Annotated in this window: 10 protein-coding genes; all 10 read right to left on the reverse strand. The window is 45.2% G+C overall.

Translation table 11 applies throughout. The features are described from left to right. Window positions 1-19: 19 nt before the first annotated feature. The 10 genes from B9A91_RS00945 to B9A91_RS00990 all read right to left on the reverse strand — a co-directional run bounded on the left by B9A91_RS00945 (window position 20) and on the right by B9A91_RS00990 (window position 17,957). The gene (locus B9A91_RS00945; RefSeq protein WP_084236541.1) at window positions 20-1,060 is read right to left on the reverse strand and encodes a LacI family DNA-binding transcriptional regulator; all 1,041 of its coding nucleotides are present in this window, start codon (window positions 1,058-1,060) and stop codon (window positions 20-22) included. A gap of 88 nt (window positions 1,061-1,148) precedes the next feature. Then, a complete protein-coding gene (locus B9A91_RS00950; protein WP_084236543.1) occupies window positions 1,149-2,030 on the reverse strand; it encodes a sugar phosphate isomerase/epimerase family protein in 882 nt (293 codons plus the stop codon). A gap of 185 nt (window positions 2,031-2,215) precedes the next feature. Continuing rightward, a complete protein-coding gene (locus B9A91_RS00955; RefSeq protein ID WP_084236545.1) occupies window positions 2,216-3,472 on the reverse strand; it encodes an MFS transporter in 1,257 nt (418 codons plus the stop codon). 2 nt (window positions 3,473-3,474) lie between these two features. Beyond that, window positions 3,475-4,407 carry an ROK family protein gene (locus tag B9A91_RS00960; RefSeq protein WP_084236547.1) on the reverse strand — a complete coding sequence of 311 codons (933 nt, stop codon included), beginning with the start codon at window positions 4,405-4,407 and terminating at the stop codon, window positions 3,475-3,477. Between the two features lie 90 nt (window positions 4,408-4,497). Next, window positions 4,498-8,568 carry a hybrid sensor histidine kinase/response regulator transcription factor gene (locus tag B9A91_RS00965; RefSeq protein WP_084236548.1) on the reverse strand — a complete coding sequence of 1,357 codons (4,071 nt, stop codon included), beginning with the start codon at window positions 8,566-8,568 and terminating at the stop codon, window positions 4,498-4,500. Window positions 8,569-8,609: 41 nt separating this feature from the next. Then, a complete protein-coding gene (locus B9A91_RS00970) occupies window positions 8,610-9,998 on the reverse strand; it encodes a sulfatase family protein (RefSeq protein WP_084236550.1) in 1,389 nt (462 codons plus the stop codon). Between the two features lie 5 nt (window positions 9,999-10,003). Then, window positions 10,004-11,503, reverse strand: coding sequence for a sulfatase family protein (locus B9A91_RS00975; protein WP_084236552.1), 1,500 nt, complete (start codon window positions 11,501-11,503; stop codon window positions 10,004-10,006). Between the two features lie 6 nt (window positions 11,504-11,509). Next, the gene (locus B9A91_RS00980) at window positions 11,510-13,153 is read right to left on the reverse strand and encodes a sulfatase family protein (protein WP_084236554.1); all 1,644 of its coding nucleotides are present in this window, start codon (window positions 13,151-13,153) and stop codon (window positions 11,510-11,512) included. Window positions 13,154-13,155: 2 nt separating this feature from the next. Next, window positions 13,156-14,784 (reverse strand): RagB/SusD family nutrient uptake outer membrane protein, encoded by a 1,629-nt coding sequence (locus tag B9A91_RS00985; RefSeq protein WP_084236557.1) that lies wholly within the window; start codon window positions 14,782-14,784, stop codon window positions 13,156-13,158. A gap of 17 nt (window positions 14,785-14,801) precedes the next feature. After that, window positions 14,802-17,957, reverse strand: coding sequence for a SusC/RagA family TonB-linked outer membrane protein (locus tag B9A91_RS00990; RefSeq protein WP_084236559.1), 3,156 nt, complete (start codon window positions 17,955-17,957; stop codon window positions 14,802-14,804). Window positions 17,958-18,013 lie beyond the last annotated feature (56 nt).

Raw genomic sequence — 18,013 nt, forward strand, 5'->3', positions numbered from 1 at the left:
ATCGCTCAGCCGTCAGCATCTATCTGCCAGGCTCCGTTGAATTTCTGATGAACAATGAAGTTGGAAAAACCACCGTTTCAAACTCCTCCGTTCGTTTATTTTCAATCTGGCCGATCAGGAGCTGGGTGGCCTTTGCCCCCATTTCAAATCCAGGCTGAAATACAGAACTTAATGGTGGGTTCAGAATATCCGCCAGGTGGGTATTGGTGAAACCCAGGAGCCCGAGCTCTTCGGGTATCCTGATCCTGTTTTTTCTTAGCAATGCCAATGTTGTGGTCGTTATCCTGTCTGAAGCAGTAAAAACGGCATCTGGCTTGTTCCCGGAGTTTAGCAATTCTGCCAGGGCCTCTTTTATCTCCTCGTCATTTTTTCCGCCATGCGGGCAATATTTAATGTGCTGCTCATTCAATTCTATGTGATGTTCCTGCAAGGCAAGCTTATAGCCCTGTAAACGTTCGGCGGTAATTGATGCATTGGCAGAGCTGGTAATGTGTGCTATTTTCCGGTATCCGGCCTGAATCAGGTGGCAGGTAGCCGCGTAGGCACCTTTTAGATTATCGGCTATAACTTTATGCGCCTCAATTTTATCGCTTACCCGATCAAAAAGTACAATCGGCAGGCCCCTGGCTTTCAGCTCGAGTAAATGTTCCGCATCCTGGGTTTCTGTCGTAACAGAAATCAAAAGCCCGTCTATTGATTTGCTGTAGAGATCTCTTAGGCTACGCAATTCATATTCATAGGACTCATGTGTTTGCGTGATGATAATGCTGTAGCCCTTTTCATCAGCTACAGACTCAATACCGTTGATTACCTGGGCAAAAAACGGGTTGTCTATTTCGGAAACAACAACACCTATTGAACGGCTACGCCCATACCTCAAACTCCTTGCCGCAAGGTTCGGATGGTAATTCAGCTCCCTTGCACAGTCGGCAACTAATTTCTTTGTCTTTCCGCTAATTTCATGACTGTCCCTTAATGCTTTAGATACAGTGGATCTGGACAATCCTGTCTTATCGGCAACATCTTGTAAGGTCGCAGCTTTCTGATGTAATTGAGTCATACTGCAAAATTAAAAAAAAGACGCCTTTACTTTCCTGTAGCCTTGGTATACTTTACCTCGGTAGTATCTGTTGGTAAGCGATGGTCAATTACAATTTTGATACCAGGTTGCGGAAGTTAATTACACTAGCGGCAACATCAGCGCTGTTGCTTTTCCAGTTGTATTCATATTCAGCGGAGATAGCCCCTTTAAAATTTTGTCTCTTTAACTCTGCAATGACAGCAGGGATGTCAGAAACACCTTCTCCCCAATGCACATCATGGCCCCCTTTGCCTTTTTGATGAAGATCTTTCATGTGTGAATGCAATATGTGTCCGTCAAGTTTTTTCAGACACTCCACAGGATCCAATCCTGAACGCACCCAATGACCTATATCAGCACATGCGCCTAAGCGTTTGCTTTTTCCTTTAATGGCCTTTAAAACCACCTCTGGATTCCAGTAATGAGAGGGATCCGGATGATTGTGAATGGCAACATTGATCTGGTACTTATCACATAGATCCGATATCAACTGCAGATCTTTTTCATTAGGCTCTGAAGTAATGGTGTGAATGCCCATTGTCTTGCAGAATTCGAATAACTTAATCCAGTCAGCTTCACTGTTAGCGGCTGTAACACCAAATGCCACAACTTTTACATTGTTTTCTTTAAGTTTCGCCAACACAGATTTCCTTTTAGCCTCATCCATATCCGGACCCATTGTTCCTTCTATGCCACCACCAATCTTCTGGCCCGGGTAAGCCTCCACGTACCTTAAGTTACAGCTATCGATCTTTTTAATTGCCTCGGCAAATGTGAATAGTCGGAAAGTATAGGCTTGGGCACCAAGTTCCCAACCTAATTTTGCCTCAGGATTTTTAGTGGAAGCATTAGAAGCGCCTGTCTTTACACTTTTACAAGCGGTAAGGCAAGCCAATAAGACAGCTGTTGTTTGTAATTTTAAAGCAAATCTATTTTTTAATAAATTCATATCCGGTTAATTAATGTTTGACAGTTCTCTGAGTTACGTTTATTATGCTGTCTTTCCAAAATGATATTCGGAAAAGAGCTTGGCAATATAGTTATTAACTCTGAATCCCGGAAGCGTTTGAGGCCAGGTTTATTGGCACCCGCATGGGTATACGGGCTGCCCTTTCTTGCCATCGCATTTAGATTCTATTTTCTTCCCAGCAGCTGTTTCAGGCTAACCGTTTTGTTGTTCACAATAGGCCTGGCATAAAAAGCCAGGAACAGGATATAAGCAAGCGTAATGTACAGGAACATGAGGGCAAAGCGCAGCCCTATCCAATCGCCTAGCGAGCCGATGATCAAAGGCACCAGTGCGCCCCCAAAAATGCCTGAACACAATATCCCGGAAAAGGAACCATGGTGCTGTGCCACAGAATTCAGCGCCAGTGAAAAGATAATGGAGAACATCACAGAAATGAAAAAACCTGCAGCCGGAAAAGCATACACCGCTAGTTCCTTACTGCCAAATAAGGCTATTGAAAGCACCGCTACAGCAATAAGGGTAGCCACTTTTAGCACTACCCTGGAGTCCCATAGTTTTAACAGGGCAAGCCCCAGCAGGCAGCCGAAAGACATCAGCCCCCAGAACCAGGCCACCGCCTGTGCACCTTCCTTATTGGGATCTACCTGGTGGTAGCTCCTTAAGAATTCCGACATCCAGTTGGCCAATGCCTGTTCTGTACCTACATAGGCTACAATCCCCAGAAAAAACAAGATTACGTCCCTGTTTTTTAACAGTTCGAGGTAAACACTGCCAGCACCCGATTTCTCATCGTCCTTTAATTCTACCACCGGCATTTTTATAAAGGAAAGCAATACCAGGATCAGTAAAAAGATAAAGCTAAACAGCCAGTACAAAGCTGTCCAGGACAGGCCATCTTTAACCAGGCTTGCCAGCAAGCCAATAAAAGGGTTTTGAACCTGGCTTGCCGATAGTTCGGTAAGCAGGTACGAAAATACAAAAGGGCTGATAAAAGAAGCCAGGCCAAACACCAACTGCCCCATTACCGAAAAGAAGGCAAAATTCTCTTCGCCGCCTGCCGTACGCATTAATGGATTGATGATTACCTGCAGCATGGCCATCCCTATGCCTATAATAAACAGCGAAGCCAGGGCTATGCCATATTGCGGATATAAGCCAAAGGCGATAGCGCCAATAAAATTCAGGGAGAAAGCAATGAGCATCGATTTCTTCTCGCCCAGCTTTTCAATCATGATCCCGGATGGGATAGACATGATCCCGTAGGCCAGAAAAAATGAAAAAGGCAAAAATGCTGCCATTGTCAGGCTCAGTTTGTAGGTTTGGATAATGATGGGCATTAAAGGCCCCAGAATATTGGTTACAAAGGAAATCACAAACCAGATGAGCAAAATCACGCCGACCAGGAAATTGTTACGCTGCATATTTAATTTTTTAAATGGTTAAAATTTGAAAACACCCTGGCCGCGCAGCCCAGCAAGCCAGCCTGGTTGCCTAATTTTGCGGCTACAATGCGGGTATATTGGCTAGTTCCGGGCATTGCGATCTGCATTACCCTTTTGCTGATCTCCTCTATGTAAAAATCACCGGCTTCACTGATGCCCCCGCCTATTACAACTTTTTGCGGACTAAAAACATTGATAAAGCTGGCAACACCGGCGGCCATATAGTCAAAATGTTTTCCCATCGCTTTCAGGGCCTGAGGTTCGTTTGCCCGGTAATTCTCTACGATCATCCTCCCGGTAATGCCCGATGCATCAGTCTGATGCATCGCGGCGTAATCCTCAATCAGCGCTGCTACAGAAGCATAGGCCTCAAAGCAGCCAGATGCCCCGCAACTGCATTTTGCACCACCATGCTGTATGGTGATGTGCCCCAGCTCAGTGCCCCTGTTTTTATAGCCCCCGTACAGTTTCCCTTCAATGATCAGCCCCCCGCCTATACCGGTTCCCACCGTAATAAAAACCACGTCCGAGCAGTTGCCTGCCGATCCGTAGATCAGTTCGCCCCAGCCCATCATATTCGCATCATTGTCGATCACCACATTCAGGTGTGTAGAAGCCGCAATGATGCTGCCCAGGTCCAGGTTTTCAAAGCCAGGAAGGTTGTCGGCCCCGCCAATTACAATATTGTTGTCTACAATACCCGGAAAGCCAATGCCTACACCCAGTACTTTTTCTGGTGATTGTTCAATACACTTTCGTATGGCCGCATGGATAAAGGCAATGACCTCTCCTTCGGTTAAAACATTGTTCAACGGAAATAAAAAAGAATAGATAACTTCTCCGGCGCTGTTTACTAGTCCGCATTTTAGGGATGAGCCGCCAACATCAATTCCGATAGCGTAAGATTTTTTCAATTTTCTAAGGTTTATAAAATCGAAATTACCCCGAAAGCCCGCAAACGGGTTTCAATATTGTCTTTTATGATTTAGATTTTGTGTTAAAGCTCAGGGATTACGCTCTAGATCCTTTTTAGCAAGGTACTCGGTGGGCATGCAATCGTAATATTGCTTAAAGGCAGTAGAAAAATAAGATGGGGAATTGAAACCCGACATGTAAGCCACCTGTGCAATGGTATATTGCCTGGATTCCATCAGCTCCACAGCCTTCTTAAAGCGGATCCTTTTGATAAAATCGGTAGCAGACTCTCCGGTAATGGCCTTTAACTTCAGATACAGGTTAGAGCGGCTCATGCCAATCTCCCTGCTGAATTTGTCTACAGAGAAATCCGACTCTGTAATGTGGTTTTCAATAATGGCAATAGCCTCCCTTAAAAAGTCTTCGTCCAGTGTATTGAAGGCAATGTTTTCAGGAATGATCTCTGTAGAGCTGGAATAATATTCTTTAAGTCTTTTGCGGGAACGGACAATATTCTGCAGCTTGGCTTCCAGCAGCGCGATAGAAAAAGGTTTGGTTACATAGTCGTCCGCACCTACTTCCAGGCCTTTGATCTGGTGATCGGTTTCGTTTTTAGCGGTAAGCAGGACAACTGGGATATGACAGGTCTGGATGTTCTGTTTTATTTTTTTACAGAAATGGATACCGTCCAGTTCGGGCATCATCACATCGCAGATAATGAGATCTACCTGTTCTTCTTCCAGCAGCTCCAGGGCCTCCCGCCCATCATAGGCCGTTCTGACTCGATAGGTATTGCTAAAATAGTTGCTCAGGTATGCTACAATTTCACGGTTATCGTCTATGACCAGCAATTTCTCCTTTTCATTGGCAGGATCTGACTCCGTAGTTTCAACCAATTCCGGCCCTTCGGTTTTATAAGGCTCATTCTCTACAGAAAGTGCGTAATTTACATGCTCTGTATGCTCATCAGCATCATATTGCTCATCATCCACCGGTAGACTTACCAGGAAACTGGCCCCCTCGCCCAATGCACTGTCTACGGTGATCTGGCCGTGATGCAATTCTACCAAACGCCGGGTAAATGCAAGCCCAACTCCCGAGCCCAGGTTCATTTCCTGTCCGTTTACCTGGTAAAAACGGTCAAATATCCTGCCCTGATGCTGAGGATCAATCCCTATTCCCGAATCGCTGACCTTAATCAGCGCATTTCCATTCTTTTTAGAGAGCTCTACAGCAATTGTACCCCCTGCAGAAGTATATTTAAATGCATTGGAAAGCAGGTTAAATAAGATCTTTTCAATAGCGTCTTTATCAAAATAGAAAGACAGTTTGGCCTCAGTGGAATTGAAGGTGTATTTGATGTGGTTTTTATCAGATAGGGTGACAAATGAACTGTATACCTCGTGGATAAAGCTGACCATATCGGCCTTGTTTACCTTTAGCTTTTTGGTTCCCAGCTCGGTTTTCTTAAACTCAAAAAGCTGATCTACCAGATGGTACAGCCGCTTGGCGTTAAGCAGCATCATTTCATGGTGCTTACGGAGCGACTTATCAGCCGAAGGCTTACTCAGTAGCTCTTCCAGCGGTGCGAGGATTAACGTTAAAGGTGTCCTGAATTCGTGGGAAACATTGGTAAAAAAGTCCATCTTCATCTGGTTGATGTAGTTTACTTTTTCCCTTTCCATCCTTTCGAGTTTCAGCTGGTGTAATGTCCTGATCCTTTCAGAAACCACTTTATAGACCATATATCCTGCCCCTGCTGCCAGCATAGATACCAGCAGGTAAAACCAGTTGCTGTTCCACCAGGGCGGCGACACTATAATTTCCAGGCTTTTTACCGCACTGCTTTCACCCAGCGGACCAACAGCCTTTACATGAAACTTATACGTTCCGGGCTGCAGATTGGTATAACTGGCTTTAGACACATTTTCTGTAAGCTGCCAGTCCGTATCAAAACCATCCAGTTTATACTGGTATTTCGTTTTGTTGGGGGCGATATAGTTAAAAGCATTAAAAAAAATGCTGAACTGTTTCAGTTCATGTCTGAAAGTAAGTTTTTCTGCCTGGTCTATATGCCGGTCCAGCACATCATAGCCGTCGTCCGGCACCACAGTTTTGTTAAACACTTCCAATCCGGTAAAGGTCACCTTCAGCTGCTGCTTGTTTTGTTTTAAATCTTTAGGATAGAAATAGGAAATCCCATTGATACCGCCAAAAAGCATCATACCATCTGATGCCTTGCAAAAGGCATACAGGTTGAACTGGTTGTTCTGCAGGCCATCCTTATTGTCAAATACCTGAACCTGCCGGGTATCGGGGTTAAATTTAACCAGGCCTTTGTTTGTGGAAATCCAGAGCAGTCCTTCATCATCCGGCTGAATGCCATAAATGGTACCTTTCAGAAAATCCTTACGCGTATTAAAACTGATAAAAGAACGGGTGCCTTCATCAAAAAGGTTCAATCCGTCACGTGTGCCCACCCAAATCCTTTGTTTTTTATCCTCGGCAATACAATTGACCACATCATTGCTCAATATACTGCCGGGAAAAGGGTCAAAAAGCATATTGTCAGGGTAAAAAATATTTACTCCATCTGTAGTACCTATCCATATCCTGTTTTTGGAATCTTCCAGCAAATAGGTCACTTCATCGGAAGTTAAACGTTTCCCGGCCTTGTCTATATAAATATGGGAAAAGGAGTTGCTGCCTGTGTTGAACTGGTCGAAACCGGTCCTGGTACCTACCCAGATCCGGTTCTGACGGTCTTTCAGTAAAGCATATACCATGTCGCCGCTAATACTCTCCGGGTTGGCAGCCGAATGCCGGTATACCCTGCTGCTGCCGCTGGCAGGGTCCAGTAAATTCAAACCTGCATTATGTGTACCGACCAGCAATTTTCCGCTGGGGTCAAAAGCGATCGATTTAATGTTATTTGAGCTTAAAGACCCCGTACCTGATTCCTTATAGGTATAATATTTAATGCTGCCGGTTTTTCTGTTCCAGTAGTTGAGGCCTTTATCGTTGGTACCGATCCAGAAGTTACCGCTTTTATCCTGGCGAATGACATTGACCACCTGATCGTTCAATGACACCCCTCCTGTATTCTGGTTCAGCAGGTTAAATTTGATATCGTTCTGATGGTAATAGTTGATGCCCCCGTAAAATGTCCCCATCCACATGCCATCCTGCTTATCGCGGTAAATGCAGCGTACCGAATTCTGGTTAAGGGTATAGGGTATGGACGACTGGTGATAATAATTCTGAAAAATACCTGTTTCAGGCTCAAGTATGGAAAGCCCCCTGAAAGTACCGAGCCAGATGTTTCCCTGGGTATCTTTGCTGATGCCCCTTACATCATTATCGGCCAGGCTCTGCGTTTGGGTCACCTGGTGCAGATATTGACTGGTACTTCCGTTCAGCAGGTTGTATTTAATCAGGCCGTTGCCCTCCGTTCCTATCCACAGCCATTGCCCCTCCATAAACAATTCGTTGATCCTGGGTTTGCTTGCGCCTAGGTTTATCGCAGAAAGTTTACGTGTACCTGCGTTCATTTTAAATAAGCCTACGTCTGTACCTACCAGCAAAGTGTTTTTGAGCAAAGCCAGATGAGTGACGCTTTTTATGCCATGGGCCGATGCATCAAAATTCACCTGTTTGAACTGGTCCGACTGCCGATCCAGGTAAAACAATTCACCTGATGTGGAGCTGACCCAAACCAGCTTACCTGCATCCTGGATAATTGAGGAGATGTACCATTCTCCGGATTTCCGCGGAAGTTTATAGTTCTGAAAGTTATTGCTCGTATAATCGTACCTGCTGACACCCTGGTTGCCGCCTATCCAAAGCGCCCCCTTATGGTCCAGGTAAATACTGCGGATGTAGTTAGACTGTAAACTGTTTTTGTCGCCTTTTGACGGTCTGTAAACGGCAAAGCTTTCTCCGTCGTAACGGTTAAGCCCATCCTGTGTGGCCATCCACATAAAGCCCAGTGTATCCTGAACAATGGCAAATACGGTGCTTTGTGAAAGTCCCTTATCTACAGAAATACCCCTGAAATAACGTTTTACCCCATTCACGGGCATATCCTGAGCAAAGCCGGTATAAACCAACCCTGCCAGTAACACCAGCAAACCATAACCGTATAAAGCAGCCCTTCTCATGATACCCCACGTTTAAAATCGTTGAATATACGCTTTTTTCTCTATCTGACCAAAGCATTAAAGGAGTCGCCATGCGTTTTGGCCCACTTTTTCAGGTAGCTGCGCATTTGGCTCAGGATCTTTTTGGCTGCCGGCTTAACCGCCAGGTTATCCATCTCTCCCGGATCATTTGTCAGGTTAAACAACTGCTCCCTGATCTCTCCTTTATCGTAAACAATATATTTAAAATCTTTGGTAATCACTGCCCGCCCCCTAATGCCCAGCAAACGCTCATTGTCTGCAAAGTCAGTCTCTATAACCAGCGTATCCCGCAGTTTTAAGTCCGGGTTGTCCAGGCGCCTGCCCAGGTCCAGACCTTTAAGGCCCGGGGGTTTAGGAATGCCGGCAAAGCCGCATATGGTTGGAATGATGTCAATACCATTACACACCAGCTGGTCGTCTGTCTTAGCTTTCCACTGCCCTATTTTGGAAATGATGAAAGGTATTTTTGCCGATTCTTCGTAAAGCACCTGTTTCTGGTTCCACTCATGTGCAGCATAGCCGTCGCCGTGATCGCTGGTAAAAATGATGATGGTATTGTCTTCAATGCCATATTTTTTCAGAGAGCCCAATACCATGGCAATGTAGTTATCTACTTTCTCTACAAGGCGGTTGTAAGCCCAGCGGTATTTGCGCCATTGGGTCTCGTTCCAGCCTACAGCAGATGGATAGGTACGCAGGTTCGACTTTTGCTGCTCCCTTACAATTGCCGGTTCATGTGTTGGGATACGCCAGTTGGCAGGCAATTTCGGGCATTGCGAAGTATCGGGTGCAGCATCCAGTACATCCATTTTCAATTCATCACCCCTGGCCCATTCACAGATGTCGTGCGGGTTCAGAAATGAAGCCACCAGCAGAAAAGGATTGTCTTTGTTCTTTTTGATAAAGGCTGCACAGCGCGATGGTGTAACTGCATCTGTATAATCGCCCGGGCCGGTATTTTCAATGGTTTCGAAACCATGCTGTGCAACCTTGGTTACAGGAACAGGCAGGTGCCACTTGCCGACGTAGCCAGTTTTGTAGCCCCCTGCCTTAAATATTTTTCCCATCATCAGTACGGAGTCTGCCCATTGCCCATCCTTTTCAGGTGAGTTTCCTGTAAAGCCGGTCTCGTGCGGCATCTTGCCACTGAAAATGGCCGATCTGGAAGGCGTACACAAGGGTTGCGCACAGTAGGCCCGTGTAAAGCGGGTGCCATTGGCGGCCAATACATCCATTGCAGGAGTATTCAGGTCTTTATTTCCTGCATTGCTCATCGCATCGGCCGTCTGCTGATCGGTCATGATGATGATCACATTTGGCCGGGAAGATTTTGGAGCCTGGGCCCCTGCATGTAGGGCAGCTGCAAGCAGTGCCGTACACATCCATCCCTTTATTGTGTACTTCTTCATATTTCTTACTTCAAATAATTATAGGCAGAATCCAGTTTAAAACGTTTTTGCATCTCTTTGCTTGGCTTAGGTGTTTTATCTGCCTCACTAAAATAATCAGCAGTATCCCAAACCTTTGAGTTCCCGTTTGTTTCCCTGGGATCCTTTGTTTCTACCAGGTAATTACGCATTTTAGCAGCCAATTCCTGTTTTATTTTCTGATATTCAGGAAGCGCTGCCAGATTGTGCAACTGATCGGGGTCTTTGTGAATATCAAACAGTTCTTCCGCCGAACGCTTGCCCATGCTCAATTCAAAAAGCGGCTTAACTTTCGGATCATTTTTATGTTCTATCAGGTAATATTTAGTTTCACCGGGCCAGTTGAACATATAAGGATCAATATCTCCGTAAAATGGCGGATCGCCTGCAGGCCATCTGTCTGGCTCATAATTTTTGATGTACAGGTAATCTTTAGTACGAATGGCCCTTCCAGGATACCCCAGACCATGCTGGCGCACAAAGGCATGACGCTCGCGGCCAAGTACAACGAAATCTCTTGATTTTTCCTCTTTTCCGTTTTCTACAACGGGCAATAAACTTTTACCCGTCATTTCAGCTGGCACCTTCGTTTTTCCCAATTCAAGAAAAGTAGGTGCCAGATCGTTCAGGGTAACCAGGTTATCGGCCACCACACCTTGTTTAAATTTGCCTGGCCATGAAATGATCAGAGGCACATGTGTACCGAAATCATAAAGATTGGCCAAACCCCTTGGCATTTGCCAGCCGTTATCGCTGCACACCACAATTACCGTATTGTCTAGCTCCCCACTCGCCTTCAACTGTTGTAAGGCCTCCCCCAATTCACGGTCAAAGGTTTCAACCGCAGCATAATAATCGGCAATATCTTTTCTGATACTGATATGGTCGGGCAAATAGCCCGGAACAGTTACCTTATTTGGATCAATGCCAGCCTTTTCACCAGAACCTTCTACATAAGGGCGGTGCGGGTGCAAACTGCTAACCCAGTAGCACCACGGACCTTCTTTTTTACCCTTTAAAAATTCTGCAAAGCTGCCAAACTTATTTCCTGCCGGGTTTCTTGGCCTCTTATTGGCCTCAAAACTACCGGGCCCCCAACCTTTACCCTGAAAACCGATCTGGTAGCCCGATTCCTCGAGCAGATCAGGATAAACCTTATACTGAACAGGCAATACGCCCCATAAATTTGCCCCTTCATTTAAACGCCAGATATCTTGTCCGGTCAACATCGCCGCTCTTGCAGGGGTACAGGAAGGCGAACTACAGAAAGCATTGGTAAAACGTACACCTTCCGCTGCAATGCGGTCCATATTCGGAGTACGTACAGTTTTGTCACCATAACTGCCCACATGGTTCCAGGACTGGTTGTCAGACATGATCATGAGGATGTTCGGACGCTCCTGTTTTTTTTTCGGTGAGGAACAGGATGCCCAGGTCAGCACCAGGACCAGTGCTGCCGGAATATATCTTAAATGGCTAAATTTCATCGTTGTCTATTTTGAAAGGGTTTCCGTTGGATTTGTATCTTTATATTGTAGCTGCAGTTTTTTCATTTCCGCTTTAAGCTCATTAATTACAGGCTGATATGCAGCATTGCTGTACAAATTGTGTAGTTCCTGCGGGTCTTTCTGCATATCGTACAGCTCCCACTCGTCTACATCATTGTAAAAATGGATCAGCTTATAACGTTCTGTCCTGATGCCATAATGCCTTTTTACCATATGCCAGCTCGGGTATTCATAATAATGATAGTACACGGCTTTACGCCAGTTTTCAGGGGCTTTACCTGCGTTGTCAAGCACCGGCCTTAGCGATACGCCCTGCATATCTCCGGGGATTTTTACGCCGGCGTAATCCAGTAAAGTAGGTGCAAAATCCAGGTTCATGGCAAAAGCATTGCTTATCGACCCTGCTTTAACTGAAGCCGGGTATCTTACCAGCAAAGGTGTACGAAACGACACATCATACATAAAGCGTTTATCGAAATAACCATTTTCGCCCAGATAAAAGCCCTGATCGGAGGTATATACAATAATGGTGTTATCCAGTTCCCCTATCTTTTTGAGGTAATCCATCAGCCGGCCTACGTTTTCATCTACCGAAACCACACAGGCCATGTAATCGCGCATGTACTGCTGGTATTTCCAGCGCACCAGGTCGTCACCCTTAGGTTTAAGCCTGTTAAACTCGGCTACACGTTTGTCATACACTTTTTTCCATTGCTGTTTTTCCTGCTCGTCCATGCGGTTATAAACCTCGAAAAAGCGGCTTTTATCCAGCGAAGGGTCGTTGGCCTGCTTGTAATCATCGCCTTTGGCATCTTTAAACTTAGCCTTAACGGGCAGTTTAGCCATGGAATCCAGCTGGGCGGTCGACATCATTTTCAGGTCCCATGCAGGCCACATATCGGTAGAGATGTTCATCATCTGTTCTTTCGCAGCCCTGCCCCTGCCTTTAAAATCATCAAGCAGTGTTGCTGGTTCAGGAAAAACCTTATCGTCGAACATGCCCAGGTGGCGTGGTGCAGGCAGCCAGTTCCGGTGCGGAGCCTTATGCTGGTAAATCATCAGGAAGGGCTGGTCCTGGTTCCGCTTTTCCAGAAAGCGAATAGCCTTATCAGTAATCAGATCTGTTACGTATCCTTTTTCCTTCACCACTTTACCATTCTCTATAAACTCAGGCTGGTAATATTGTCCCTGATTGGGCAAAATGCTGTAATAATCAAAGCCTACAGGATTAGAGCCCAGGTGCCATTTACCGATCATAGCGGTCTGGTAGCCTGCTTTTTTTAACAACTGCGGATAAATGACCTGGGTGCTGTCGAACACCTTTGAATTGTCGGTAAGGCCGTTCAGGTGGCTGTATTTTCCGGTAAGAATGGTTGCCCTGGAAGGGCCGCAAACTGCATTGGTCACAAAGCAGTTGTTAAACAACATCCCTTCATTGGCAATTCTGTCCAGGTTTGGCGTCTTAATCAGCTTACTGCCATAAGCACTCATGGCCTGAATGGTATGGTCATCCGTCATGATGAACACAATATTCGGCCTTCTGGCACTTTCAGCAGGTTTAGGCTGCTGGCATGACGCTAAAGCCATGCCAGCAATCAAACCTGAAAAGATCAGTTTCAGTTTAACCATTTTTAGTATTTAGGATTTTGCGATAGGTTCGTATTCAAATCCCTTTCAATCTGAGGGATCGGGTATAGTTCATTTTTGTTGTCTTTAAAATTATCTGCTGCTACATAAGCATAGTTACTACGGTAGGCTTTCAAAGCTGCCTGCGTAGCCCGGATGCTTGTTCCAAGAATATTCCAGCGGATCAGGTCCATCCTTCTCATGCCTTCAAAGCAAAGCTCCCATGCGCGCTCCTGTTTCACTCTTTCAAAAAAGTCTGATTTGTTCAAGCCTGCAGGTAAATCAACCGTTGCATCAGCAGTGTTCAGCGGCTTACCATATGCCCTTCTCCTTACCTGGTTAATGGCATCGTAAGCTGCAGCATTTGGTCCCTCGTTCAGCTCATTCTCAGCTTCGGCACGCATCAGGAGTACATCGGCATAGCGCAACAAGGTCCAGTTGATGTCTGTATTGTTCAGGTCTTTAGGCCCTGTATTCTGCCAATCACGTCTCCATTTTCCCGGGGCCCAACCTTCATCCAGGCGGCCAGTAAGCTGAGGTACCTGATTACCTGCTACATCCAGTTTATAAGTACACACGGCCACGTCTCTACGCAGATCACCAGTTTTATAGCTCTTTTGGAACAATGCCGTAGTTTTGTAAAAAGAGTTGGCCCTGCCGTAAGGGTTTCCGGCATCAGCAATAGGTGCGTTCCAGGTACCTACCACACCACTGTTTCCGGCTCCTCCCGTTGCGTTAAACAATGCCACTTCGTACATGGATTCTTTAGGCTCCAGGATAAATTTGCAATGGTTTTTGAAAATCTGCTCATAGCTGGTATTCAGCGCATGTTCACCTGAGCCCATCACCTCTGAAGTCATTTTCTGTGCAATGGCATAGTACTCTTTATAGTTGGAAGGACGTTCCATCTGACCGCTTTGTCTTAACGACCAGCCTCCGGCAAATAAAGCCACACGCGCCAGCATACCTTTCACTGCTCCCTTGCTTAACCTTTCGTCTTTAGATTTTGCAGAGTTTTCAGGAATAAGTGCAGCTGCTTCGGTCATGTCCTTAATGATCTGGGTATAAATTTCGTACCTGTCTGTCCTGGGCAGCAATACGTCATCTGTAGCTTCGGTAGATTTAAGCTTCATTGGCACATCACCAAACAAGCGCACCAGGTCGAAATAATACTGGCCCCTTAAAAATTTAGCTTCTCCCAATATCTTGTTCAGGATCGCTTTCTGCGCATCGGTACCGTTTTTATAAAGGTCCATCTGCGGCACCTTTTCAATTACGAGGTTGGCCCTGTTGATGCCCCTGTACATCTGTCTCCAGGTATCAAGCATATACGAATGGGCAGTAGGTATGCCATAATGGGCAACCTGCCTGGGGCCGTCACTAAGCGCTGTCCCCTGCATCTGGGCAATATCTGTATCGATATCAAATACCATTGACATGTAGAAACCATAGCCGGCTGTTCCCGTCATTTGCTGATAAACCCCAAGTACGGCCATATCTGCTTCATCAGTAGTTTTGAAAAAAGTATCACTTGCATAAAGCGAATAAGGTTCTTCTTTCAGCCATTTTTTGCAGGAAGTTGGCATAACAAATATAGCCGAGGCTACAACCATTAATTTAATATATCTTTTCATGATCTTAATCTTGAATTTTAGAAGGAAACATTTACACCGGCCACAAATGAACGGCTTCTGGGATAAGCACCAAAATCTACACCCGGTGTTAAACGGGTTGGGTTAGCCGTACTTACTTCCGGATCATAACCACTGTATTTGGTAAAGGTATGCAGGTTATAGGCTGTTAAATATACCCTTGCACCGCTCATTTTTAATTTGGACACCCAGTTTTTAGGGAAGGTATAACCCAGGCTTACATTGCTGATGCGCAGGAAAGAGCCATCTTCGATCATTTTATCGTACAGGCGCAAAGCGGCACCCCTACCGGTGTATGATGGTATGGTTTTACCTGCATTCAGGGCGGTCATTTCCTCAGGAGTGGTAATGCGTTGCCCGGCAGCATTTACCGTAATCCAGCGGTCCGCAAAATAAGCCATGGTATTGATGTTGTTAAGATTGGTCTGACTATTATTCAGGAGGTTTCCATTGTAAATGTCATTGCCATACGACCAGTTGATGAACACGCTTAAATCAAAACCTTTATAGCTGAAGTTATTGTTTAAACCTCCGATGAATTTTGGTGTAGCATTTCCGATTACCGAACGATCATCAGCATTGACTACCCCATCCCCGTTTACATCCAGATATTTCAATGTACCTGGTTTTGCCGGATTACTTGGGTCCTGGGCAATACCGCTTTTTAAAGTAAACACCTGAGTAGTTGGATTGTAATCAAAATCATCAACCGTATAAACTCCATTGGTTTTGTAACCATACATACGACCTACAGACTTGCCTACTTCTACGATATAATCATTTTCCAGGTTCTCTCCCCATCCTGAATTTGCCAGCATAAACTTATCACCTTTGTTCAGACTGGTTACCTTGTTGTTGTTGAAACCAATGTTAAAGGTACTGTTCCAGCTGAAATCGCTTTTCTTAATGTTAACGGTATTTAAAGTAAACTCTATCCCTTTATTGCTGGTTGAGCCCACATTGATGAGCATATTGTTAAATCCGGATACACCCGAAACCACTGAATTTAACAGCAGGTCAGAAATACGGTTATCATAGGCATCAACGGTTAATTGTACACGCTGACCAAATAAGCCCAGGTCCAGACCAAGGTTTTTAGAGATGGTCGTTTCCCATTTCAGATCCGGGTTAGGCAATGAATTCGGGAAAACAGCAATCACATTGGAGTTGTTCAGCGGATAAAAACCAGACTGGAACAGGTCCAGCGACAAGTAGTTACCAATACGGTTGTTACCTGAAGCCCCATAACTTACACGCAGTTTCAGGTCGGAAATCTGTTTGATGCTTTTCATGAAGCCCTCATCACTTATCCTCCAGGCAAAAGCTGCAGAAGGGAAATAACCGAATTTATTGTCCGCACCAAATTTGGATGAGCCATCGGCCCTGAAGCTGGCCGACAAAAGGTACCTGTCTTTATAGGAATAATTGGCCCTTCCAAATAAAGAGAATAATTTGTCATCTTCTTTCCTGGAGCTCAACGGTCCCAATACGGCACCCTGGCCAATATCGTCCAGTCCTAAATTCACATTAGGGAAATTACTTGCTGCCATAGAGAAGTTCTCCGACAGGTTGTACAATTGTTCCTGGCCCGCCATCACAGTAAGGCTATGTGATTTTTTTAATTTAGGGACATAAGTCAAAGTATTGCTGTAGTTCCAGCCGTTCTGATCGGCCTGAGCGATAGAGCCATTCGGCCCATTTGCACGCTTGGCATTCATAGAACGTGCATCATTAAACAGCTTTGTTTTGTTGTTGGCCGTCTTAAAGCCTACCAAAGCACGATAAGTTAAACCCGGAAAAATCTCATAATCTACAGAAGCGTTCAAATTCAAAAGCTTGCTATTGGCTGATCTCAGTTGCGATTCGGCATTGGTAATGGGGTTTTGCAGTACATTTCCTGAATTCTCATCCAGAAAAGGATCGGTATCCTGATTGATCAGGTCATCATCCGTTCCACCAATGCCAAATGTTGGCCTGTACTGCAAAATATTTTGCAGCTGGTTAAAACGGTTATTGCCTTCTCTGGTACCCACACCATAAACATTCTGGTTAGAGTAGTTTACAATTCCGTTTACCTTCAATTTTTTACCCAGGTTATGGTTCACGGTCAGTTTCATCACATCTTTCTCGGCCGAGCTGTTCAGCATCGTGCCTTCATCGTTGTTATGGGAATAAAACAGGTTAAACCTGGTTTCAGTACTTCCTCCACTCAAGCTTACTTTATGGTACTGACTGTTTGCCGTATTGCCCAATGCCAAATCCTGCCAGTTTATACCAGCCTTTCCGGCATATAGCTCATCTCTTCTGGAAAAATCGCCAAATGTCCTGGTGTAACGATCCATCTCGGTTGCATTACCCAATGCCCTTTCATATTGTAATAAGGTATACTGGTATGGGTTTAACAAAGGCAGTTCCCTGGTTATCTTTTTTGCACCATAATACATATCGTAATTTATGGTCAGTTTTCCGGCTTTAGGTTGTTTGGTCGTAATCAGGATTACCCCATTTGCACCACGGGCACCGTAAATAGAAGTGGCAGAAGCGTCTTTCAGTACATCTACGCTTTCGATATCCATAGGATCAAGAAAGCTTAGTCCATCTGTTTGCGGAATACCATCCACAACATATAAAGGCTCATTGCTTTGGGTAATGGAACCACCACCTCTTATGGTAATGGTAGGCTGGGCGCCCGGAGTTCCATCAGATGGCGCAACCGTCATCCCTGCAACGCGCCCCTGCAAAGCACTGGCTACGTTTGGCACAGGTACTTTACTTATTTCTTCCCCTTTCACAGAAGAAACTGCCCCGGTCAGGTCTTTCCGTTTCACTGTACCATAACCAATCACAACCACCTCGTTCAGGTTTTTGTTGTCATCAGCAAGTTTTACATTGATCACACTACGCCCTTTAACAGCCCGCTCGGTAGTGGTCGATCCTATAAAGGAAAAGACCAGTATGGCATCCTGCTTTACCCTGATTTCATACGCGCCATTGTTATCGGTTACTTTTCCGTTGGCAACACCTTTCTCGGTCACTGTGGCACCGGGTAGCGGGTTGCCCGCTTCGTCGGTAACCACCCCCTTAACACTTATATTTTGGGCATAGAGCGTAAGGTTACCCGCAACAATAATTAATAGCAGTAAAAATCGTTTCATAACATTTTTGGATTTACATAATTTGGTTTTATTGACAAAACGAATGTAAAACAGTA

Source organism: Pedobacter africanus, assembly GCF_900176535.1.
In the GTDB taxonomy this organism is placed as follows: domain Bacteria; phylum Bacteroidota; class Bacteroidia; order Sphingobacteriales; family Sphingobacteriaceae; genus Pedobacter; species Pedobacter africanus.